Genomic DNA, 22,017 nt, shown 5'->3' with positions numbered 1-22,017 from the left:
CGGCCGGTCTTCCGCTCGGAAGGAGCCTGGGGTGTATCGCGCACTCGACGCGGCGATTGTCCGGACCGCCGCACATCCCACCGGCCTGGACATCCCGCCGTGGCCTGACTTGACCAGCGATGAACCCCATCAGGTTCGCGGCTGGCGGGACTGGTTGGCCACGGTGTGGGCGATCCCCACGTTCGCGGCGGCGGTGACCGACGCCAGCCCGGCGCTCGCCAGCCAGGCACACCATGTGCTCGACGGCCGCGAACAACGACCTCGGCAGGTACGGCGCACGGTCGCCTCGACCGCCCGCTACTTGTTGCGCGCCACCGGCCGCGCCACTCCGTTCGGCCTGTTCGCCGGGGTCGCGCCCGCGCGACTCGACACCGCCACCGCTGTTCGTCACGGTGGCGGCCACCGCGCGGTCGCGCGGGTCGACGGCAGTTGGCTGGCCACGGTGATCACACAGCTGGAGACCTGCGCACCGTTACGGCAGCGGCTGCCGGTCGTGGCCAACACGGTGCACTGGCTGCGGGACGGGCGCTTGGTCGCTGGGCTGCGTCAAGCCCCCGGTGCCGTCCCCGACTCGCAGCCGGTGGAAGTCTCCCTGCGCCACACCCCGGCGATCGCCCTCATCCTCGATGCCGCCCGTGCACCGATCCCGGTCGCGGACCTGGCCGACAAGCTCGCCGCCGAGTTCCCCGGCACACCTCAACCGGCGATCGACCGGACGCTGGCGCACCTGATCACCCAACGAGTACTGATCAGCAGCCTGCGCTCGCCCATGACCGCCCCCGACCCGCTGGCCCACCTGCTGGACCAGCTGAACCTGCTGGACGCCGACCAGATCCCGCAGGCCGCGCCCATCGTGCACAGCCTGAAGGAGATCGCCGCCCAGCTCGACCACCACACCACCGACTCCGACCAGCCCAGCACCACGGTCACCGCGATGACCGTGCTCGCGGCCGTCGACCGGCCGCTGATGGTCGACCTGCGCCGTGACGTGCACCTGACCGTGGCCCCGCTGGTCGCCCGCGAGGCCGAACGCGCCGCCACCGCACTGACCCGGCTGACCCCGCACCCGTTCGGTACGCCGACCTGGCGCGACTACCACTCCCGTTTCCTGGAGCGTTATGGCGTCGGCACCGCAGTCCCCGTCTTGGAGGTGGTGAACCCGGACACCGGCCTCGGCTATCCCGCCGGCTACCGCGACAGCCTGCTGAAGCCCCCCGCCACCCTGCTCACCGAGCGGGACACCCGGCTGATGGCACTGGCCCAGCGGGCGGCGCTGGCCCGCACCATCGAGGTTTCACTCGACGAGGCTCTGCTCGCCGAGCTGGAAAGTGCGGGGCGAGCGACGGTGACGGCGCAGCCGCACACCGAGCTGGCGTTCCGGTTGCACGCACCCACCCCGGCCGCCGTCGACCGCGGCGAGTTCACCCTGGTCGTCACCGGGGTGTTCCGCGCGGCGGGGGCCACCACCGGTCGCATCCTCGATCTGCTCGACCCCGTCGATCAGCAACGCATGACCGAGGTCTACGCCGGGCTGCCCACGGTCCGAGACGGGGCGCTGCGCGCACAGCTGTCATGCCCGCCGCTGTACGCGGCGACCGAGAACGTCGCCCGCCATCCCGCCCTGCTGGCACACACGCTGCCGATCAGCGAACACCACACCCCCGCAGACAAACGGCTGAACCTGGATGACCTGGCCGTGATCGGCGACCCGCACCGGCTTGTCCTGTGGTCGCGGTCCCGATGCCGACCGGTTGAGCCCGCGCTGTTCAGCGCGGTGGAGTTCACGAACTTCACCCATCCGCTCGCCCGGTTCCTCGCCGAACTGCCCACCTCCCGGACCGCGATCTGCGCCGCGTTCGCCTGGGGACCGGCCGCGACCCGGATGCCGTTCCTGCCGCGCCTGCGCCACGGCCGCACGATCCTGGCCCCCGCCCGCTGGATCATGACCGCACCGGAACTCCCCGGCCCGGATGCGACCTGGACCCAATGGGTCCAGGCAGTGGCCCGCTGGCGCGAGCACGCGTTGGTCCCGGACGTCGTCTACCTCGGCAGCACCGACCAGCGCCTGCCCCTGGACCTCACCGAACCGGCCCACCTGCGGCTGCTGCGCGACGAACTCGACCGACGTGGCCGAGCCACCCTCCACGAAGCCTCCAGCGCGGACGAGCTCGGCTGGATCGGCGGATACGCCCACGAGATCGTCCTCCCGCTCGCGTCCACCACCACGCCCACGCCCGCCCGCGCCACATCGGTACACCCGATCGACCGGAACCACGGGCACCTGCCCGGGGCCGGGCAATGGCTGTCCGCCAAGCTCTACGCCCAACCCGACCGGCACACCGCCATCCTGGGCCACCTCCCCGCCCTGCTGTCCACATGGGACACGCAGCCGTCCTGGTGGTTCCTGCCCTACCGCGATCCCGACCACCACCTACGACTGCGGATCCGGCTCACCTCGACCACCGAGTTCGGACCAGCCACCCGCCAGGTCGGCGAGTGGGCCGCGTACCTGCGCGGGCTCGGCCTGATCAGCACGCTGCACCTGGACACCTACCAGCCCGAGACCGGCCGATTCGGCCCCGCCGACGCCATGGCCGCCGCCGAGGCAGTGTTCGCCGCCGATTCCACCGCCGCTCTCGCCCAACGCGAGTACCGGATTGCGGTGACCGGCGTCGAGCCGCTCGCGCTGACCGCGGCGAGCCTGGTCAACCTCACCGTGTCTCTCCTCGGGGGACACCGCTGCCGGGATGCGCTGGCTGACCGACCACATCACCACCGAACCCGCCCCGGCACCCGCCCGGCACATCCACACCCAGGCCGTGCGCCTCGGCGACCCCGCCGACGGGTGGGCCGCGATCCGCGCCCGGCCCGACCGTGCTGATCTGATCAGCGCCTGGGAGAACCGCCGCGCTGCGCTCGCGGCCTACCGTGCCGCCCTCACCACGACCGGGATCGCCCCGGACACCGTGCTCGGGTCGCTCCTGCACCTGCATTGCCTGCGCGCCAACGGAATCAACACCGACACCGAACGTGCCTGCCACCGCCTCGCCCGCGCCGCCGCCCTTAGCTGGACCGCCCGAACCCGAGGAACCCCATGACCACCCCACGGCAGACTGTTGCGGACATCGTCGACACGCTGACCCGCGACTTAGCCGACCCGGCCACGATCTTTACCGAGCACAACCACCACCCGCCGGTACCGCAGTCGCTGGCCAACGGCGCCGCAGGCATCGTCCTGCTCCACGCCGAACGCGCCCGCACCGGCCACGGCGATCCCAGCACCGTTCATGCCTGGCTCGCCGCCGCGACCAACGCCAGCGTGGAAGCCGGACCACAGGCCAGCCTGTTCTTCGGCGTCCCCGCCCTCGCCTACGTCATCCACACCACCGCCGAAGGCGCCGCCACCTACCAACACGCCCGCGCCACCCTGCACGCCGCTACCACCGCCCTGACTCGAGACCGCCTGAATCAGGCGCACACCCGCATCGACCGCGGCGAACGCCCCACCCTGGCCGAGTTCGACCTGATCCGCGGCCTCACCGGCCTCGGCGCCTACCACCTACGGGTCGACCCTCACCACAAGATCACCGCCGATGTCCTGGACTACCTCGTCCGGCTCACCGAACCTCTCCCGAACAGCGGCGACCTGCCCGGCTGGTGGACCGACCTGGCTCCCAACGGCCGCCCATCCCCGCACTTCCCCCACGGCCACAGCAACCATGGCCTAGCGCATGGGATTGCCGGTCCACTGACCGTGCTATCGCTCGCACTGCGCCACGGAGTCGTCGTCGACGAGCACCACCAGGCGATCAGCCGGATCTGCACATGGCTGGACGCCTGGCAACGCGACCACCCCGCAGGCCCATGGTGGCCACGCACCATCACCCTGAACGAAGCCCAGGCTGGACGCTGTGACCAGCCCGGACCGTTACAACCGTCCTGGTGCTATGGCACACCCGGCATCGCCCGCGCCCAGCAACTCGCCGCCATCACCACCGGCGACACCGCTCGCCAACACACCGCCGAGACCGCCATACTCGGCTGCGCAACCGATCCCGCCCAACTCGCCCGCATCATCGACCCCAGCCTCTGCCACGGCGCCGCCGGGCTCCTGCACACCACCTGGCGCGCCGCCAGTGACGCCGCGACCAGTGAACTCAACGCCTGCCTGCCGCACCTCACCGCGCTGCTCGTCGAGCGGCTGGAAACCGCGCCACGCAACAGCGAACTGCTCGAAGGCAGCACCGGCGCGGCACTCGCCCTACACACCGCTGCGACCGGCACCACCCGATCCGGCTGGGACAGCTGCCTGCTGCTGGCCTGACCCATCGCGAACGGAGGACCATGGACACCAGCCCGGATCACCCAGCGTGGCAACAGGTCGCCGTCACGTTCTTCGACTACGCCACCGCCGAACAGGTCGCCGCCGCGCACCTGCTGCCGATCATGGAACGCGCCGAAACAGATGGCACCGTCTCATCGTGGTGGTTCATCCGCAAAGCACCCGAGTGGCGACTGCGCTACCAACCGCCCCACCAGAACGACACAGCCGCCGCCCAGGACACCGTCCACAGGGCACTGGACACCCTGCGCGCCAGCGGCCACATCGCCAGATGGGTCGAACAAATCTACGAGCCCGAATTCCACGCCTTCGGTGGCGCCGACGCCATGACCGTCGCACACCACCTGTTCCACCTTGACAGCCGACACATCCTCACCCACGTCGGCAACAACCGCGACCAACGACGGGAACTCACCGTTCTGCTGTGCAGCAACCTCATGCGCGCCGCCGGACAAGACTGGTACGAACAAGGCGACATCTGGGCCCGCATCGCCCACAACCGGCTACTCCCACCCAGCATCCCGATTGAACAAGTCCACTCCGCCATGCCCGCGCTCCATCGTCTGATGACCGTCGACGCTGGCCCCACCAGCCCCCTTGCACAACCCGGAGGCTCCCTCGCCCACATCGCTGGCTGGGTCGCCGCGTTTGACACCACTGGAGAACACCTGAACCGCCTGGCCCGCAATGGAACCCTCCAACGAGGTGTACGCGCCGTCTTAGCTCACCATGTCCTATTTCATTGGAACCGTTTGGGCCTGCCTCACGACACCCAGGCGATGCTCACTCACGCTGCCAAGGCCGCCGTACTAAGCGCCTAAAGACCTACTTGTGCTGACGTTCTAGACAACGGGGTAACACCGCGCCAATGGTGCCGCTCGATGCCAGGTGCAGGTATAACCCGACTGGTCGGTGCTGTCTGTCCGAATCGATCGACGAAGTCACCACACATCTCCCGCCGCCCGAGGACCCGTGGACCCGTGGACCTGCCCACAGTGCTTCGCCCAGCCCTGGCCGTGCTCCCGGTTCGACAACGTCGCCCACCAGGTGATGAACGCCGGCCTGCGGCTGGCCGGGTTCGTCACGGTCGACCTGCATCCACGCCTGCGGCCGGCCCCAGCCGCCGACCCGGGCCCGGACCCGCCAGCGCCACCACCGGATCCCGGCCCGCGCTCGGAAACCTGGTTTGACGAGGAATCCCGATCATGGACGAAATTCTGGCCTCCACACTGAAGGCTGCGGTCATCGACCGCTTGGCTTATCTGGACAGGCAGGCACCACGATCAGCTGGGTATCGGCTCCGAGTATCCAGGTCATGATGCTGGAGCAGGTACAAGTGCGACCCGGGACGCGAGTCCTGGAGATCGGATCCGGGGGTTTCAACGCGACGCCTGATGGCAGAATTGGTCGGCCCCGCCGTGAGGTCACGACCGTGGACATCGACCCGGACGTGGTCATCCGCGCGCGACCGGCCTTCACGAGCTGGTGGCGAAGTGCAACGTAGCGCTTAGCAAGATTTGCAAACAGGTTGCGCTGTGCCCCTGCGCGTCTTCTGGAAGTGTCCAGGCGACAAATACTGGAGACGGCCCTGCACGATGAGTTCAAGCAGTACGAACGTGGGGCGAATGGTTCGACTTCGGCAACGAGGACCCTGTAACCAAGGTCGCCGAGGCGGTGAACCGGATTGACCCAACGCTCGGCGATGCTCGGCGTCGTCAGCGAGTTCGTCAAGAAGCGCGAGGAGAGAAGTCCATGAGGAGGTTGCTCAGCCAGTTGGCCGCCATCGTCGATGCCCCGGGGTCGATACGAGACCTGACGGCTGCAAACTCAGACTGTCCTACCGAGGAGATACGCTCTCGGCATGCTGCGGTCTGACCGGCTCCTGGGGCTGTACGAGCCAATGTCGCTGACTGACACCTACATGTTTGGGTCCACGGACGTGAGGCTGGTCAAGATCGGCCACGCAAGTGACCGGACCGACGCATCATCGCAATCCAGCCCGATTGCCCTTTTCGCCTACAGGTCCTGTGGCGGTACCCGGACGGCGGCGTCGACCTCGAAACAGCCCTTCACCGCGAGTTCAAGCACTACCGCCTCCACCACGAGTGGTTCGACTTCGGCGATGAGGACCCCGTAGCAGCTAGAGGTCGATCTCATCTGGTCGTGGTGATGGTGGTGGTGACATTCGCTCAGCGTCGATGGCGTGGTCTGTGGGAGGGTCGGGAGATAGCGGTGTACCAGGCGTAGCGTTGTCCATGGTGGCGGCGTGCCGCTCGCTGCGCTCGTGTTCCCTCACGTCCTCGGGCATATCTTCGCGGACACGCTGCTCGTTCTGCAGGTCGTGTAGATACTGGGCGAGTCGATCGCGTTGGCCAGTCAACCGTGTTGCTCTGCGTTCCGCGGCGGTTGTGGCCTGTTGGTCGGCGCGCTGGGCTGCCCATTGTGCTCGGTCGATGTCGGCTTCGGCTTGCGCCGCTTGGTCCAGCGTGTGCATGCGACGTTCGGCCGGCCCGGTGAGGCGGTGCAATTCGCGGGCACGCGCGGCGATGTCGCGTGCTCGCTGTTGGGCTTCATCGTGTTCGGCGACGAGTTCTGCGCGGCGGTTTTCGAGGTCGACGTGGCGGGAGCGGGTCAGTCGCCTGGTGGCCAGCTGGTCGTCGATATCAGCTTGTTCCGCCGCAGCGAGTTGCGCTTGCCGCACCGCCTTGTGCCACGCGGCTTCAGCCTCATTGGCTTCCAAGGCGCGCTGCGCGTCGTCGCGAAGTTGTGCGAGATTTGCGTGCGCTGCGGTGACGGCTGGTCCGCGCCGGGCCTCGACATCGTCTCTCAGCCGGGAGGCATGCTCCGCTGCGGACGTCTGGGCTCGTGTCGCCCTGTCCAGGTGTGTTTGTTGCTGTCGGATCTGGTCGTTCAAGACGTGATCGTCCAGCTCGCCATACGGACGGCGAGACCAATGCGCGACACCATCAGCGCCGCTCGATGGCGGCGTGGGTACCGACCTGTTGTCGTCGCCAGCATCGGCTTCAGCGTCAGGAACTCGATCGTTCGGCGTGTGCTGCTTCTCGTCGATGGGGTTAAGCCGGTCGACCGGGTCCGGGTCTTGCGGGCTGGGGGTGCCGTGTGGGGTTGGCTCTAGATCATCGATGGTTGGTTCGTGGCTCGATGGACTGTGACGTGTCGTGGCGGGCTGTGCGGATACGGTGGCGTAGCGCAGGTTCTTGAGGGAGCGGTAGTGCCGTTTCCGGACGCCGACCAGGTCGTCGGAACCAAGCAATCTCCTGTCGGTGTCGGGTACTTGCCAGCGTTCCCGGTACGCGGCGATCTGGCCCGCTCGGTCTTCCCAGTCCGCTCGAGCGAGGGGGTCGTCGGGGGCCGGGCCCAGCTCATGGGCCCACTCCGGTTGTGCTGCGGTGACCCGTTCGGTGAGGGTGGACACGCGTTGGGTGATGTCGAAGGCTTTGTGGCGCAGCCACGTTCCCAGTTCCTGATAGTGCGGGTCGGTCTCGATCGGGGAATCGGGCGCTGGTGGTGTGGGGACCCAGTCGGGAAGCCCTACGGGGCGGCCGGACGCGTCCGGGTCCGGCGCTGGCATGCGTTCAATGACCCGCCAATGCATGACCTGCGCGACGGAGACCGCTGTGTCGAGTTCGCGATAGGCGGCTCGTTTGGCCAGAACGGCGGCCGGATCGTGCCCCAGACTCTTGAGTTCGTGCAGTGCGTTGGCCAGTGCCGGCCAGGCTGAGTCCGCGAGGATGTCGCCCGCGTAGTCCGGCATACCGTCCTGGACCCACTGCGCCGCTTGAGCGTTCGCGTCAGGCCCGCGGTGAATGTGCAGCGCGTACTCGTACTCCGGAACGCTGACCGACAGCCTGCTGGGGTAATCCAGCGCGTCGCGAAGTTGTTCGGTCGCGGAGTATTCAGATCCTTCCTTGGCGATAATGGCTTCGAATGCGAGCTGGGTGGCTGTGGTGTTGCGGTGATGCCAGTACAGATCTCCGGGGAGGACATTGGGTTCGTCGGGGTAGATGACTTGGTCGGTTTCCAGGTAGGCAACATTCGAGTCGCGGCCCCGGGTCAGCGCGACAGTCGCGAGTTCTCGGGTGGCGCTGGGCGAGAGGTGTGCCCGGCAGATATCGACGGTGAGGCCTTGTGCGCGGTGGATGGTGAGGGCGTAACCGAGTTCCACCGACTCGGCCACGTAGTCGGCGGGCAGGGTCACAGTGCCGCCGTGCTCGACGTGCTGGACGGTCAGTTGGCCGTGCTTGTCGCGCGCGGCGATGACCCATACGTCGCCGTTCTTGACAAAGTCCTTGCCGCCGAACAGTTGCCAGGTGCGGTTGTTGAGCCGCGTGACCACGAGGTCTCCGACCCCGGCCTGGGTACCGTCGTGCAGGGGGACGCCACTGGCTTCGGCAGCGCCCCATGCACGCCGATCGAGCTGGGCACGAACCGATAGTTCTCGGACGATGTCGGCGCGGTCGGAGATCATGATGCTGGTCGCGCCGGTGCTTTGGTCGAGTTTCCAGGCGCTGTAGAGCTGGTCCAGCACCGCCGGGCGGACACCGCCGACGAGACGGTGGTGGGTCTCGTACCAGTGGGAGACGCTGGGATCGCCGTCGCGTAGTCGGAGCGTGGCGACCGCTTCGTCCGGGTTGTTGAAGCGATGGACTTGGGTGAGTTCGGCGGCGTCGGTTTCGGTTGCCAGTAGGCGCAGGGCTCCGCCGGCCTCGACCGCGCCGAGCTGTTTGTAGTCGCCGATCAGTCGGATGATGGCCTGGTGCTCGGCCGCGATGTCGCTGAGCTCCGCGAGTAGCAGCGTCCCTGCCAGTCCGGCTTCGTCGACCAGCAGCATGTCATTAGGGCGCAGGTCCAGCGGCAAATTGTGGCGGTGTGCTGTGATCAAACCGTCGAGTGTCGTGGCGGGTACGTCGAGTTGCTGGCTGAGTACGGCTGCGCCGACCGCGGTGGGTGCGAGGCCAACGACGCGATGTCCGGCGGTTTCCCAGACGTCGCGCACCGAGCGCATGGCCGTGGATTTCCCGGCGCCGGGAGGGCCGACCGCTACGGCCAAGGCACGGCCGCAGGAGACGAAGTGTTTGACGACCTGGCGCTGGCCCGGGTCCAGTTGTACACCGGTGTCGCGTAGGGCCAGATCGACCATTGGTGCCGGAACGCGGGCACCGCGGACAATGTCAGCGTCCTGGAGAAGCTTGTCCTCAGCGTCCAGGATGGCGGTGCTGGTGTAGCGTTCGCTGCCGTGGCGGCGGAAGACAATCTCGCCGTCCTTCCGTTGCAGCAGCATCGGAGTGGACTCCGGCTGAACGTCTAACTGGATCGAAGCAGTGCCCAGCGCGTGTTCCACCACCGATTCGACGAAGCGCAGACGGTCGTCTGTTGTAGGGAATGGAGTCCCTCGTACAGTGCGTAAAACTTCGGCACGGACGTGGTAAACGGTCCACGTTGACCTGGTGGCGGAGATCGTGTCGATGGCCTTGTCCGCCAGTTCCGCCACGCGTTGTTCGATCTCGGAGAGATCGTCGACGAGGGCGACGCCCGCTCCGCGATGCAGTGTCGCGGCCATGAGCCCGTGAATGTCATGGTCTGGCAGCATGTATTCCGCGCGCGCCAGCCACTCCTCGATCTGGTCGGCGAGCGGGCGGATGTTTTCCTTGTCGGGCCGGTCTTCCAGGCATGCCTGCTGTGCCAGCTTGATCTGGACAGTGCGAGGTGGCGCCGAACCGTGTTGGCTGATGTACTCGGCGACCAGACGGTCATAGGTTGCTTCGATGCCGGTGCGGCGCTGGGAAAAGCCTTCGATGAGCTCCGTGTGGATACCCTCGATCTCACGGACGGGACGTTTGTCCGGGCCTCGGCTGTGTTCCACGAACCGCACGCCGAGTTGATCGATCAGCTCTTCCTCGATCCGCGCGTTGTAGTACTCGCTCGCGCTGACAGCGATCCGATAGAGCTGTTGCCCGTCCAGCGTTCGCCAGATACCGTCTTCGGCCAGCACTCTGTTGGCGACAGCCACATGCGTGTGGAGGTTGGGATCTCCAGCACGGGAGTCAAAGTGGGTGAATGCCGTGGCGACCAGGCCGTGGGTGTCGACCTGCGCGATACCGCCCGCGCCGACACGAGTGAAGGCGGCCTCGCGTTCGATGTAGGCCAGTGCGTCCCGCCACGCGGTGTCATGTGCGGCGGTGACAATGTCACGAATGTCGCTGGTGCTCAGTCCCCACAGAACGGATATAGACTTGCTCGGCGTGAATACCAGGTCGAAGCCCGCGACGGCTTGCTTGGCGCGGCCGAGCTCGTCCGTGATGTACCGTCGAACGTCCTCCGGCGTATAGGTCTTCGCTGGGTCGGCCACGACGAGAAGCGCGTGGGCGGTGTCGAACTTGATCTGCCGACGTTCGGCCACCGTTGGTCGTTGCTTGTTCGCTTCTTCGAATCGCTTGTACGCGGCGGAAAGCTCGGCAACAAGTGGGATATCGGTGCTGTGCAGCGCATACCGGCGTCCCAATCGGGCGGCCTTGATGGCGTCGTCGATGCCAACACCGGATTTGATTTTCTCAGCGATGAGCACGGCGGCGTCAGGATGCAGTGCCTCGCCGAACAGGGCTTGCATCTGGTCTTCAGTGACGATTCCGTCGACGCCGAGGGCCTCGCAGCCGCTGCCGACCCAGATGCCTGGAGGGTTGCCGGTGGCTTGGTAGTAGGCGGCGAGGTCGGAGGAGGCACGGGCCTGCGGGGCGACGTCACCTGCCGCGACCTGCCGTGTGAGGTAGGTGTATCCGTCGCCTGCCGTGAGTTTGTGGCAGGTCATCACCGCGCGAAACGCCCCCTCGACGAGGGGGCGTCACGAGCAACTTTACGTGACCCGCCGCGCCGGTCCGGCGCCGCGCACTGCTAGTGCAAGAGGTGTGTACTGTTAATGATCTTGAAACTGGTTGGTGTGATGCTGGTGAGTCATGCGTCTGGCTGGAACGTGAATGTTGTGACAGTCAGTGGTGTCTCAGTAGTTCTGAGACGTTTGGTGCAAGAGGTTCAGCCGCCGAGCGTCGGCGCCCGGCGGCTGATGTCGAGTAGGTAACGGCTAACGGGCTGGGAGCGTCCGACGGTTCAGGGCTCCCAGCCGGATGGTTCAGGCGGCGGGACGCTCGGACTGGTTCGGGTCTCCGGCCGTGTCGGCGGACTCGGCGGGCTTGGCTTTGTCGGAGCTGGTGAGGTTGCGGCAGTCAACACACTGGCCCTTGCGGACCTGTCGGATACCGCCACAGTCGTTGCACGTTGGTGCCTTCCGCTTGGTGGCGGTCTTGGCGGGCGGGGCCTCTGCGGCGGGGGTCACCATGGGTGCCGCTGTAGCGGTGTCCGTGTCCGGCTCGGCGGTGTCGTTGGTGGGCTCGGGGTCCGCTTCGGCGTCGGCCGGTGCTTCGATTGGGGCGTTGTCGGTGTTGACCGGCGCGGGGGCGACCTTGGGCATGAACGCGTCAACCCAGTATTCGATGGTGGCCTTGGCGTAGGGGTCGGCGTAGCGCCTGTGCTCGCTGCGCAAGACTTCCCGGGCGGCCTTGCCGGTGTGCTGAGCGATATACGCGCAACGTGCCTCTACGGCGGTGGCGCGGGTGTGCGGGGCGGGGAGCTCGGGGATGCCGGGCTGGTTGGTTTCCCGACAATTGAGGCACAGTCCGTCGTCACCGCGTCCGGCGTTCACGCGTTCGGTAGCGGTGTCGTTGTTGGCGCGTTCGATCCAACAGGAGACGCAAGGGAGCGTGCGAACGTCGGTTACGGCGGCGCCGTCGTAGTCGAGTCCCGTTCCGTAGGTGGTGCCTTCGCGTCGGTTGGGCTGCGCGGTGACGTCTACGGCGTGGCGGGACGCGGTGTCTTTGTCGGTGAAGTACTTGGCGGCCTTGGTGTCCTTGCGGGCCTGCCGGGAATCGCGGGGGGCTCCCTGCCGCTGGTCGCGGTACTGCCGGGCGCGGCTGGTCGGTTCGACGTCGCGCGGGGCGCGGTAGTTGCCGTGCCCGTAGCGCGATTCAGTCGGAGCGTTGTCGGGGTGCAGGTAGAACCCGGGGTCGGTGGGAGGCGTGAACGCCTCGATGATGGCTCGTACATCCGGGTCGGTGGCGTTCTGTGCGGCGTCGGCCAGGCGGGCTTTCGCGGTCTTGTAGGGGTACTGCTCCAGGGTGGCGACACATCGCCCGAACGTGGTTTGCACGATGGGGGCGGCGCCGTCCATCACCGAATTGATTTTGCGCCGTGCGGCGGACAGGTCTCGGTCCAGGATCAAGTCAGTCAGCATCGGCAGCGCGTCGATCAGAACCTTAGAAGTCGACATGAAATAAACCCTCACTACTGATTTTCGCGAATAACCGGACTTGGCGGGTTCCGGTCTTTGTTACTCAGTGATTCTATCGCAACCTAGACCTAAAAGACAACCATCCAAGGTGCCTATTGATCCGGCATTTTTCAGCGACTCAAAACGGCAAAAACAGCACGCCTACCAGGCGGTTTACCCCCACAGATAAACCGCAGGCCATCAACAAAAATGGAGCGGAGACTAAAGTGGTATGCAACCTTTCCCCCGCCGGCCCCCTCATGCGTGCCTTGCCTTGTGTCGTGCTGGGTGGGTCAAGGGTGGGTCCTGAAAGAATCTTCGGAGCTCGCGGAGAAGATTATTTCGGGTGCCCTTGACCCACCCAGCACGACATAAGACCCTTCGGCACGAGGTGGCCCTGGTGACGCGCGGCTGCCCAGATGAGGGGCCGGGAGTCGCGGTGCGACAGACAGCCGGCGGTTCAACTGCGTGACGGCTGGCACGCGTCCGAGCAGCGAGCACGTGGGACGTGCGCCGCCGCGGAAGCAGCTATGGCCGCGGGCTGCCGCGTGTTGTGGGGCCAACGATGTGAGCTGGGTGGTGAGACGGCGGGAGCGGCGCAAGGTGACCATGCTGGAAGCACGCCCATGAATGTCTTGTGGTTCTTGGACCGTCCATCTGCGGGACTTGAGATCACCTCGCCAGGCTCTGGGCTGATACCAGGCGACGCGGAGCCTCGCTAGACTGTGTGCTCGCGCCTGGTTATAGGTTCACTGAGCCTCGCGAAGGCCGGGCGCGTTGTGCCGCGCGCTGTCTTGGCGGATCCGCCGTTCAGGCGGGGCGCTCTGCGGAGCGTCTGCGCGCGGCACGCCCTAACTGTCCCCGCGGCCGATTAGTAAGGAACCGCCAGGGAGAGGCCTCCTGGGACCCGAGGCTGCGACGACAGGGCTGGTTCGCGCTGGGATGTAGCGCGGTAGAAGGTGGTCCAGATCCCTTTGGCGCGCGCGAGTTCAGCGGCGTGTGTGGCACCAGGCGAGCCGTCGACGATGAACGCCAGACATCGTTCGGCACCGAGGTTCACGGCTGACTGCACCATCTCCTCGTTGCGGCGGAAGCCTGCGCTTGGTCGGTACTCTCCGTCGACGTACCACTGTGCTGGATAGCAATCGACGCGACCGCCCCATTGCTTCCAGCATCCCTCGCACATGGCGTCAGCGCCTCGTCGGTTCTTGCCGGACATCAAGATGGTCTTCGGGTGCCACACCGATGCCAGTGCGTCGCGGATCACGGTCGTGTCGGTCCACTCTCGTGAGCCGGTGATGAGCACTCGCTGAAACATTCACCCAACCCCTACACATCCCTGGTGCCCGCCGAGTGCGGGACGGTGGGGTGTTCACATGGGTGGGTGGTGGTGTCCAGCGTCGGTGTGCTGGACGCCACCACCCACCCATGTGACACTCGTCGACCTTCCGCGCGCGGCTGGATGTTGTTGCCGCGACGTTCGACCCGTCGAGGAGATAGGGCACATGGCCGTCTGCATTGTCACTTGGCGTTCCGGGCAGGAGCACGCCGTCGTTACTGGACTGTCGGGCCGGTGTCCGATGCGGACGATGCGCCGCAGAGCGAGTAGGCAGCCGTATCTGGCAGGTGGTCGTCGAAGTTCTCGTACGCCCTCAGCCACTGGCTCACCGCCGCCCGCTAGCGTGCCTGCTCGTCGCGGCACATCTCCACGAAACGAATGCAGGTCATCGCGAAGTACCGGGCGCGCTTCGCTGGCCAATGCCGGGCATCGTCGGTGCATGGGCCGCCTGCAGCGACCTCACCAGTCGCCGGCCGCCAGCCACGAGCTTGTCTGGTGGACAGGCGGTATCCCGAACGTGCTGTATTCCTGCTTGGACGGTGTGCATCTGATCGAGGCCGTCGGTGTCTGTCTGGCTCGCCGGATCCATGCGCAACTCTCGGACACCGCCACCGGACGACGGCGGCGGCGGTGGGCGGATCTGCGGCCGGACAGGATCGTTTCAGCAACCGGCGTGATTGTGCCTTGATAGTCGGGTGGTCGTGCTCACTCGGATGGGTGGCTGATCTTCTGATCGTTCGTCCGGCAGCGGAGGCTTGCGGTGGCATATCCGTGTCCTGAGAGGCGGCGAACGATGAGCAAGCGGAGGCGGCCGCAGTGGAGGCGTGCCGGGTGGTGGGAGGACCCGCCTTGCGATCTGGACGAAACCGTTCTGGCCGTTGCCGGATAGCGGGACACCGGAACCGGCGGGGTTGACTGCCGAGCAGCGGGCGCGGCGCGAGCACGGGGTCACTGTCCAGGCTCGGCGTTCACCGCCATCGCCGGGAGGTCGTCGGGATCCGGTGAACGAGGCGCTCAATGCTCGGGCAACCCGGCGAACGTGACCGCGGTGGCTGGTCGACCGCCGCTGTGGGTTCGAGGACGTTGCTCGATGGCGTTGACGTGGCCCGAGGCTGTCAGCGTCCGCGCAGAACCCCGGAAAGGGAGGCCCTGCGCGGACGCCCATCACTGCGGATCAGTCGGCGTCATCGTTGCGATCGGCTGCTTCTTGCGCGCGGTCGTCGAACCCGCTCTGCGCGGTCGGCGAGTCCGGATCGCGGTCGGCCGCGGCGGAGATCCGGTCTGCGGCTTCGTGACTCATCGGGGTTTCCCGGCCCATGGTGTGCACCTCCTTTCCACGGCGCGGCCGTGTGCGGTGGCCATGTACAGCGCGCACGGAATCCCAAGGCATGGCGAGGACAGACGGAACACAAGGGTGCGGGAGCGTCCGTCAGATGCGGGTCCGTCCTCCCTGAGCCGGCTCGCCCGGTGCGAGCAGGCTCGCGCCACCCGACTCCCGTGGAGCGGGTGCGCTCACGTGCCGCGTTCACCGCGGCCGTGCCTCGTTCCTTAAGCGGGCCCTCGATCGAGGACTCCCGGCCGTCATCCGGGCTCGTCCTTGCCGCGCGGACCGCATTCCTAGCGGGCGGACCATCGTCCCCACTGGAACCGCGCACGGCCACCCACAGCGACCGCGTCCTCCATGCTGCGCCCGGCGCCTGGGCTTTGTCGAGAACCGGAACGGGTGACGCGCAGCGGCCGTCAGCACAGCCTGATCCGGTCGCCGTACGGGGGCCGCGTCAGCCATTGGCCAGCGGATTGCGGTAGCGAGTCTGCAGGGATGCAACGCGTCCGATTACAGTCCAGCATCGGCTGGACCCGGCGTGGCACCTCGCGTTCGCCTGCAGGCTCCGCCGGGTTGCCGTCTCGCGACCTCGTCCATCGCCATCTGCGACGTGCGCCGGCCGGGTAGGCCGGAGTGTCGTTCTCCCCGGCGACCGCTTCCACGCCCGGTGTTGATGACAGCTCGCCACATGCCACGACGCTGCCCCCTGCGGGCTGCTTGGTTACGTCGGCTCGCCCGTCAGATAGTGGAAGTCGACTATCAGTCCTCGTCGGACATGGGCCTGTAGTACGCAGGGAGGAAACTCTCGCGGTAGTACACCTCATCATCGCGCCGCGCCTGCTCCAGCGCTGCGTCCAGATCTAGACTGGGCTCCTCGCACAGCAGCACCGTGGCGTACAGCCGTAGTTCAGCTTCGCTGGCCCGGCCATGCTCCCGGTCCGTTACTTGCTGGGCCTCGGTGCCCTCACGCACGCTCAGGACGTTGAGCCAGGCCAGGCCGACGTCTCCGCCTGCGTCCTGCCATTGCCGCTGCCGACGTCGCCGAGACCACCATCCTGCTCGCAAGGCCCTTGCGTGGGCTTCCAACTCGCGTAGCTGGCAGGTCAAGTGCTTCAACTGAGCGGCCTGAATTCGGGTCGCGAGGATCTGGTCCAGTGGCCGACTGACGTCACTCATGCGGTCCTCTCTGTCGGTGGTGCTGCGGTTGCGTTCGTGTTGCTGGCAGTGAGATTCGCGGCGGTGGCCACGACTGGGCATCCGCCGGAGTCGTCAACGAGCGGGTTGAGATGGTTGTCCACGTCCCAGCCCGTTGACGACAGCGGCAGGCCGATTGCCAGATGTGCATCAACCTCTGCTGTTCTGCGACTCGCCGGAGTGCGGATACAGGCAGACGCGCATGATCACCAAGGGCGACTGTATCGGCGCGTCACGATCTCGTTCGCCTCCAACAGGTGCCCGTTCGTGTCTCGCAACGCCTGAATCGCGTCCTGCAACCTGTACACCATGTCGATCAACTCATCGCGTGACCACTCCTCCAGTTTCACCGTCGCTAGGTCAACCCGGAAGCGCCGGCCGAGGCACTCGACGCGCCCGTATGTCGGGGAAGTCCAACGGTGTGGGTCATGCTCGTTCTTGTGGTCACCGCACGGGACCGTCTCGTAATCCATCAGTTCGGACGTGTCCGTCAGCTTGTCCGTCATGGTTCAGCCGCCCTTTCAGGGTTCCGGTGGCATTGCGTGCACGAGTGCGGCCAGCGGACCCGGCCGGGGTGCGGAAAGGGTGGGCCGCAGGCCCATCGCGTGCGACGCCGTAGGCGCCCTTGGAGTACGGCGGTCGGGTCTGCCTACGTGGACTCGTCATCGCGGCACCACCGGACGCCGCCCCAGTCGAGTGCAGTAGCCATGACTTGGTCAGCTGGCCGGAGTGCAACGAATGGTCAACGGGCGCCGATTCAACTTCAGCTGACCGCCAGCAACGAGACGGTATTGCCTTTGGAGAGGTACAGACCGTTGTATGTGGCAGGTCAGACTGCGACAGGTCCACCGTCGTCGGCTTGCTCGGCCAGTACTGTCGAACGTCGGCCACGCCAACGGCGGGAGTGCTTCCAGGTGTCCCAGTCGATGATCGATGTCCTCTGTCGTAGCTTCGCTGGCTGGACGCATTCGCAGTACTCGCCCCACTCGTAACACCCAGGACACGTACCACAGGTCACACAGACCTGGTTGATGTTGTCCGGGTCCACCTGTTCGCCACACACGTAACACGCCTCGTCGTCCCAGCGGTCGAGGCGGGTGGATGTGAGCAGGTGGTCGTGATTGGAGTACCAGATCTCGTTGTTCCAGTTTCCGGCACGTTCGTTCAACACGTAGGCGTGGCGCTCGAACCGGGGGTCGACCGTCAGGATGACCACCTTGTTGCATGTGGTGAGCCATGCTTCCAATCGTGTACGCGCGCGTGCCGTGTTCAGTGGCCCGAACGGTTCCATGGGTAGAAAGTCTTCCGCGACAATGCGCGTGTCACTGCGTTGGTCACGCTTCGTGGGTTGGGCACTGGCGGGCATGATCCCGTTGTGGGCCAGCACTGTCCGAGCACTCCCACCCACCTCGAAAGGATGGCAGTTGGCGACGTCGATCACGCCCGCGGTGGCCCATCGACTGTGGAACAGTGCTGGGCCGCTGGGGTGTGTGTGACGCGCGGCCACGAAGCGCTCGATGAGTTCGCGGCTGTCCATCGAGCGCTCGATCACGATGCTGTCGCCGGTCACGATCGCGAAACCGTGCCCGTTGTTGTTGATCGCGGCACCGTTGGCTAGTGCGTGCTCGTCCGGCATTACGTTCTCCGGCAAGTAGGTCAGCATGCACACAGGAGGGTCTCCATCTCTGCGACCAGTGGTGCGTAGTGGGGACGTTGGCTGACCCAGTCGGCGAAGGCGGGCCACTGCCACCCGTCTCGCTGAGTGATGTCCTGGGTGGTGAGGGTTCGGGTGTACTCCACTGTGGCGACGGTCAACCCGATCGCGGCTTGTGCTCGCTGACGGTTCAGGGTTCCAGCGAACACCCGGACTTCCACGGTCGTGTCGTTCTGGGTGTTGATCGCGTGATATCGAATCCCTTTGCCGCCTTTGGCGTAGTGCTTGATGCGTGCTCGTCCATCGGCCCGGAACGCGGCATGGCTGGACATCCTGCGGGCGAGTGCGACCACCTGAGGTTGATTGCGGTAGAAGAACTTCATCCATCGGTAGAGGTGGCACGGTCCGTCAAACGCCTCGCGGCTGACGTGCACGTGCAGACCATTGCCGTCAGCGTCGCTACCGAGTTTTTCCAGTGCGTCCAACAGGTTCCATGGGAACCTCTGCATAGCCCACTCGTAGGACATGGGGTGCGTGACGATCTCGAAGCCGTCGTCAACGATGGAACTGTCTTCCTTGAGATAGCCCAGACGTCCCAGATGCCGCAGTGCGGTTTCGGTCGCTTCACCGAAGGACTGACTGGGAACGCTGACTTCGAGTTCAACACCGACGAACAGCGGGCCGTCTCCGTGAAACAGCGGAGTTGGCTTGTAGTCATAGCCGTGGATCACGGATGTCCGATAAGTCCTGCTGGAAAGACACTCCGCGCAGTAGTCACCGTCCTCGATCAGGATGCAACAGTCCAGGCATACGCAGTGTGTCGCAGCACAGTCGTAGCAGAAGTTATCGCCGTCTTCGTTGCGGCAACCGCCCCGCGAGTACCGGCCGCACTCGTTGCACCACAGGATGTCGAGGACGTGCGCGCAGATGTGACAGTAACCCCTGTCGCCTCGGGGAAGGTGCACCGTCGCCACTCGTTGCCTGCATTGCGAACAGGTCTCGGCCGCACGCTGATACACGTCCTGCTCGTGGTTCGCGGGAAATGCCGCCGCTTCGCGCCGCGAGGTGTGTTGGCTTGGACCTGGCAACGATCCAGGAGGAATGACGAACGCCGGCCACTCGCCCTGCTCCAGCCATGGTGGACACGGCTGAGACGCAGGTGCGGAGTGCTGTTCCCAGTTACCTCCGGCTATCCTGGGCTCGGGCATTGCAGGAACCTCATTCCCGGAATGTCAAGAGCCTGGTGTGGGAGTCGTGATCCCTCACCAGGCTCGTTTCTGTTGTGGTCGTGGAATCGCAGGTGACCGGCCCGTCGCCGAGGCGCCGGACGTGGAGGGTCGCCGTCGAGCGGATCGGTGTCACCGATGTGCGAAGAGCGTGTTGCGTGCTCATCGATGCTGGTTGACGGTCGCGCTTGCCAGGCCATGCAGTGCCGGCCTGGCGGTCGTGGGCGAGGCCGACCGGGTACGGCGAAGGGCGTTGTGCCGCCGATCAGTCGACGCGGTTCTTGTGCTGGGCCCTCGGCCGGGCACCTGGGGGCGAGGTGGTGCCCGGCCGAGAGGTGAGCGGTCGCGGTGCCCGTGCGCGGGTCGCGCCCTGCTCATTCAGGTGGCTTGAGTACCGAACGTGTGCTGACGGAGAACCGGCCTCGATTCGCAGTCCGTGGAGAGGCACGAGGACCGAGTCCTGCCGAAGGAGTGTGACCACATCAGACTGGCGGCTAACCACCACTGAGAATGGTCAGCGCGGAGTTGCCGTGCGGTGCTTGTCCGGTGAAAGGAGCCCTTCTAGGTGATCTGGTTGAAGGATCACGACGCTCTTGGTTTGCCCGCGCGTGAGCGTCAGCCAGCCTCGGCGGGTGAACCGCGCCAGGGCTTTGTTGACGTTCTCACGTGTGGCGCCGATCAGGTGAGCGATCTCCTCCTGAGTAAGGCCTTCAACGACCATCGGCCGTCTGGTCGGCGCCGGGCCGGGACGCTTTGCCAGTTCCAGCAACACGTTCGCCAGTCGCTGGTCGAGCTGTGCATTGACCAGCTCAACCACTCTGCCTTCGATGTCTCGAATCCTCTGCGCGAGCACACCCAGGAGGCACAGGGCAGCTGTCGTGTTCTCGGCCATCCACTGCCGAAGAGCGTCTCGCTCGACGCCCACCAGAGTCACGGGAGTGGCCGCCACGGCGGTGCACTCACGTGGTCCGGGATCGAGGACCGCCTCCACGCCGAACATGTCTGCGGAGCTAAGGACGTGGAGTAGGTTGTTCGTCGTTCGGTCGGCGGCCGTGAAAACGATATGGACCTGCCCTTCTTGGATGAAGAATATTCTCTCGTTTCGCAACTCGTACTTGCGGAAGATCACGGCGCCACGATCGAACTTGACCGGCTTACCCGCGATTGCCAGGAGTTCATTGATGAGGGAGGCACCCTCATGTGACGAGCCAGGCATTGTGTCCCGTTCTCCTTGACCGTGCCGAAGGCAAGGTCCCGCCGCAGTGGCCTATTGTCCGGTCACTGCGGCGGGGACCGACCCTGGTCAGTGCCTTTCTGGTTAGGCCGCCTCCTGGCCTGCCGCAGCTGCTTCGGCCAGCCTCACGTGCCGTGTGCCAGCGCCTTTGGCGTGCGAGTGGCCCATCGGCTTGCTCAGCCAGGTACCGCATGTGCATCGCGCACGGAACTTGCCAGCTTCGACCGGCTCAACCGTAATCCTGTGTGGAGCTTCTCCCGGCCAGCCCGCGCGTTCCATCCGAACGCGGACGCTCAAGGGCAAGAAGCGTCGGTACTGCGGGGCCACAGTGGCGTCACCCCGGCGGGCTCGCTCCCGCGTAGTGCGAAGCAGGTTCCGGCGGTGCAGGTCGATCGTTGCCGCCCATCGCTGGTAGCGCGCCCGTGCATCGTGCTTGACGCGTTCGGCTGCACGGCGCTTCACCAGGCTTACAACGTTCTTATGGCGCTTGTTCATTGCAACTCCCACGAATTCGCGTGACGGTTGAGCCGCGAGATGAGGGCCCTGAGGCCGGAGGCCGGAGGGCGAGGTGCGGCGTGAGTTGACAAACTTCTCATCGCGGCTATCTACCGGTGAGGTGCGGGGATCAAGGTCCCCGGGGCTCGAAGGGCTGCGGTCCTGCCTACCCTTCGAGCCGGACCAGCACAGGGCGGTGCCGCCGCGGCGCGACGACGAGCAGGTGTGCCGACCGGGGGTTTCCCGGTCGGCACGGTCACATCAGAACGGCGGCTGGCCAGCGCTGACTCCGACCAGCGCGGAGCGTGGGGTGCTGGCCTGCCAGGGTGAGTCGTCGTTGGCACCGCTTGAGCGCTCGACTTTGTTCACTGTGGTGGCAGACCACCGCGTGCTCGGCCCGATCTCGTCGACCTCCGCTTCGATGACCGTGCGGTTGACGCCGTCCTTGTCGGTGTAGGAGCGTTGCTTGAGCCGACCCTTACCCACGACGCGGGTGCCGCGGCGAAGGCTTTCCGCGACGTTCTCGGCTGCGTCGCGCCAAATGCTGCAGCGCAAGAACAGTGTGTCACCGCTGTCCCGCCATTCTCCGAGGCGGGCATCGAAGATCCGCGGGGTGTTCGCGACCGTGAAGTTGGCTACGGCCACGCCCGTGTCGGTGAACCTCAATTCCGGATCTGCGGTCAGGTTTCCCACGATGTCGACGGTCATATCTCCAGCCACGACGTTCTCCTTAAAGTCGAATGTCCCCACCGTTCCCTGCATGGGTTCGGGAGCGGGGTGGTGTCGATCTGCGGTGGGCGGACCAGGTCGTAGCCCCTGGGCAGGGGTGGGGCCCCAAGATGCTTCGAAGCGTGCGGAGGAGGATCTTGGG

At 66.1% G+C, this 22,017-nt stretch carries 17 protein-coding genes; 7 read left to right on the top strand and 10 right to left on the bottom strand.

Annotated elements, in window-relative coordinates:
- Positions 1 to 31: 31 nt before the first annotated feature.
- The 6 genes from AOZ06_RS04945 to AOZ06_RS61910 all read left to right on the top strand — a co-directional run bounded on the left by AOZ06_RS04945 (position 32) and on the right by AOZ06_RS61910 (position 6,589).
- Complete coding sequence (locus tag AOZ06_RS04945; RefSeq protein ID WP_054288332.1) at positions 32 to 2,881, top strand: lantibiotic dehydratase; 2,850 nt, start codon at positions 32 to 34, stop codon at positions 2,879 to 2,881.
- The gene (locus AOZ06_RS58735) at positions 2,769 to 3,098 is read left to right on the top strand and encodes a thiopeptide-type bacteriocin biosynthesis protein (protein ID WP_236952422.1); all 330 of its coding nucleotides are present in this window, start codon (positions 2,769 to 2,771) and stop codon (positions 3,096 to 3,098) included. Before AOZ06_RS04945 ends, AOZ06_RS58735 begins: the two co-directional genes overlap by 113 nt.
- A complete protein-coding gene (locus tag AOZ06_RS04935) occupies positions 3,095 to 4,324 on the top strand; it encodes a lanthionine synthetase C family protein (RefSeq protein ID WP_054288330.1) in 1,230 nt (409 codons plus the stop codon). The genes AOZ06_RS58735 and AOZ06_RS04935 overlap by 4 nt, the downstream gene beginning before the upstream one ends.
- A gap of 20 nt (positions 4,325 to 4,344) precedes the next feature.
- Positions 4,345 to 5,163, top strand: a complete 819-nt coding sequence (locus AOZ06_RS04930) for a thiopeptide-type bacteriocin biosynthesis protein (protein WP_054288329.1) — start codon at positions 4,345 to 4,347, stop codon at positions 5,161 to 5,163.
- A gap of 365 nt (positions 5,164 to 5,528) precedes the next feature.
- A complete protein-coding gene (locus AOZ06_RS61915; protein WP_225953145.1) occupies positions 5,529 to 5,846 on the top strand; it encodes a hypothetical protein in 318 nt (105 codons plus the stop codon).
- Between the two features lie 479 nt (positions 5,847 to 6,325).
- The gene (locus AOZ06_RS61910; protein WP_083472556.1) at positions 6,326 to 6,589 is read left to right on the top strand and encodes a GIY-YIG nuclease family protein; all 264 of its coding nucleotides are present in this window, start codon (positions 6,326 to 6,328) and stop codon (positions 6,587 to 6,589) included.
- On the opposite strand, the gene mobF is transcribed toward AOZ06_RS61910, so the two are convergent.
- The 3 genes from mobF to AOZ06_RS04910 all read right to left on the bottom strand — a co-directional run bounded on the left by mobF (position 6,483) and on the right by AOZ06_RS04910 (position 13,986).
- On the bottom strand, positions 6,483 to 11,168 hold the full coding sequence (gene mobF / locus AOZ06_RS04920) for a MobF family relaxase (RefSeq protein WP_054288327.1): 4,686 nt from the start codon (positions 11,166 to 11,168) through the stop codon (positions 6,483 to 6,485). The two genes, AOZ06_RS61910 and mobF, sit on opposite strands and share 107 nt — an antisense overlap.
- A 318-nt stretch (positions 11,169 to 11,486) precedes the next feature.
- Positions 11,487 to 12,680, bottom strand: a complete 1,194-nt coding sequence (locus AOZ06_RS04915) for a hypothetical protein (RefSeq protein ID WP_054288326.1) — start codon at positions 12,678 to 12,680, stop codon at positions 11,487 to 11,489.
- 871 nt (positions 12,681 to 13,551) lie between these two features.
- Positions 13,552 to 13,986, bottom strand: a complete 435-nt coding sequence (locus AOZ06_RS04910) for an SLOG family protein (protein ID WP_054288325.1) — start codon at positions 13,984 to 13,986, stop codon at positions 13,552 to 13,554.
- 472 nt (positions 13,987 to 14,458) lie between these two features.
- Between AOZ06_RS04910 and AOZ06_RS04905 the strand changes: the two genes are divergently transcribed.
- Positions 14,459 to 14,707, top strand: coding sequence for a hypothetical protein (locus tag AOZ06_RS04905; protein ID WP_054288324.1), 249 nt, complete (start codon positions 14,459 to 14,461; stop codon positions 14,705 to 14,707).
- 486 nt (positions 14,708 to 15,193) lie between these two features.
- Here AOZ06_RS04905 and AOZ06_RS61200 read toward each other — a convergent pair whose 3' ends face one another.
- The 7 genes from AOZ06_RS61200 to ssb all read right to left on the bottom strand — a co-directional run bounded on the left by AOZ06_RS61200 (position 15,194) and on the right by ssb (position 21,866).
- Positions 15,194 to 15,319 (bottom strand): hypothetical protein, encoded by a 126-nt coding sequence (locus AOZ06_RS61200; protein ID WP_257721458.1) that lies wholly within the window; start codon positions 15,317 to 15,319, stop codon positions 15,194 to 15,196.
- Positions 15,320 to 16,102: 783 nt separating this feature from the next.
- Positions 16,103 to 16,519 carry a hypothetical protein gene (locus AOZ06_RS04900; RefSeq protein ID WP_054288323.1) on the bottom strand — a complete coding sequence of 139 codons (417 nt, stop codon included), beginning with the start codon at positions 16,517 to 16,519 and terminating at the stop codon, positions 16,103 to 16,105.
- A 224-nt stretch (positions 16,520 to 16,743) separates the two neighbouring features.
- The gene (locus tag AOZ06_RS04895; RefSeq protein WP_054288322.1) at positions 16,744 to 17,043 is read right to left on the bottom strand and encodes a hypothetical protein; all 300 of its coding nucleotides are present in this window, start codon (positions 17,041 to 17,043) and stop codon (positions 16,744 to 16,746) included.
- Between the two features lie 323 nt (positions 17,044 to 17,366).
- Positions 17,367 to 18,200 (bottom strand): class II glutamine amidotransferase domain-containing protein, encoded by an 834-nt coding sequence (locus tag AOZ06_RS04890; RefSeq protein ID WP_054288321.1) that lies wholly within the window; start codon positions 18,198 to 18,200, stop codon positions 17,367 to 17,369.
- Positions 18,194 to 18,922, bottom strand: coding sequence for an amidoligase family protein (locus AOZ06_RS04885; protein ID WP_236952082.1), 729 nt, complete (start codon positions 18,920 to 18,922; stop codon positions 18,194 to 18,196). Before AOZ06_RS04885 ends, AOZ06_RS04890 begins: the two co-directional genes overlap by 7 nt.
- A gap of 1,009 nt (positions 18,923 to 19,931) precedes the next feature.
- The gene (locus tag AOZ06_RS04880; RefSeq protein WP_054288320.1) at positions 19,932 to 20,633 is read right to left on the bottom strand and encodes a Crp/Fnr family transcriptional regulator; all 702 of its coding nucleotides are present in this window, start codon (positions 20,631 to 20,633) and stop codon (positions 19,932 to 19,934) included.
- Positions 20,634 to 21,407: 774 nt separating this feature from the next.
- Entirely contained in the window at positions 21,408 to 21,866 is a 459-nt protein-coding gene (ssb, locus tag AOZ06_RS04875; protein WP_054288319.1) for a single-stranded DNA-binding protein, read from the bottom strand.
- Between the last annotated feature and the right edge of the window lie 151 nt (positions 21,867 to 22,017).

Origin of the sequence: Kibdelosporangium phytohabitans (genome assembly GCF_001302585.1) — a bacterium.
In the GTDB taxonomy this organism is placed as follows: Bacteria; Actinomycetota; Actinomycetes; order Mycobacteriales; family Pseudonocardiaceae; genus Kibdelosporangium; species Kibdelosporangium phytohabitans.
The sequence above is the reverse complement of the archived record's forward strand: the minus strand, read 5'-3'. Positions and strand labels throughout refer to the sequence as shown.

Bases quoted from the DNA above. Each gene is read 5' to 3' on its own strand.
- AOZ06_RS04880 (WP_054288320.1), bottom strand. From the start codon at position 20,633: ATGCCTGGCTCGTCACATGAGGGTGCCTCCCTCATCAATGAACTCCTG.
- AOZ06_RS04890 (WP_054288321.1), bottom strand. From the start codon at position 18,200: ATGCTGACCTACTTGCCGGAGAACGTAATGCCGGACGAGCACGCACTA.
- AOZ06_RS61200 (WP_257721458.1), bottom strand. From the start codon at position 15,319: ATGAGTCACGAAGCCGCAGACCGGATCTCCGCCGCGGCCGACCGCGAT.
- AOZ06_RS04905 (WP_054288324.1), top strand. From the start codon at position 14,459: ATGGGCCGCCTGCAGCGACCTCACCAGTCGCCGGCCGCCAGCCACGAG.
- mobF (WP_054288327.1), bottom strand. From the start codon at position 11,168: ATGACCTGCCACAAACTCACGGCAGGCGACGGATACACCTACCTCACA.
- AOZ06_RS04900 (WP_054288323.1), bottom strand. From the start codon at position 16,519: ATGAGTGACGTCAGTCGGCCACTGGACCAGATCCTCGCGACCCGAATT.
- AOZ06_RS04915 (WP_054288326.1), bottom strand. From the start codon at position 12,680: ATGTCGACTTCTAAGGTTCTGATCGACGCGCTGCCGATGCTGACTGAC.
- AOZ06_RS04935 (WP_054288330.1), top strand. From the start codon at position 3,095: ATGACCACCCCACGGCAGACTGTTGCGGACATCGTCGACACGCTGACC.
- AOZ06_RS04930 (WP_054288329.1), top strand. From the start codon at position 4,345: ATGGACACCAGCCCGGATCACCCAGCGTGGCAACAGGTCGCCGTCACG.
- AOZ06_RS04895 (WP_054288322.1), bottom strand. From the start codon at position 17,043: ATGACGGACAAGCTGACGGACACGTCCGAACTGATGGATTACGAGACG.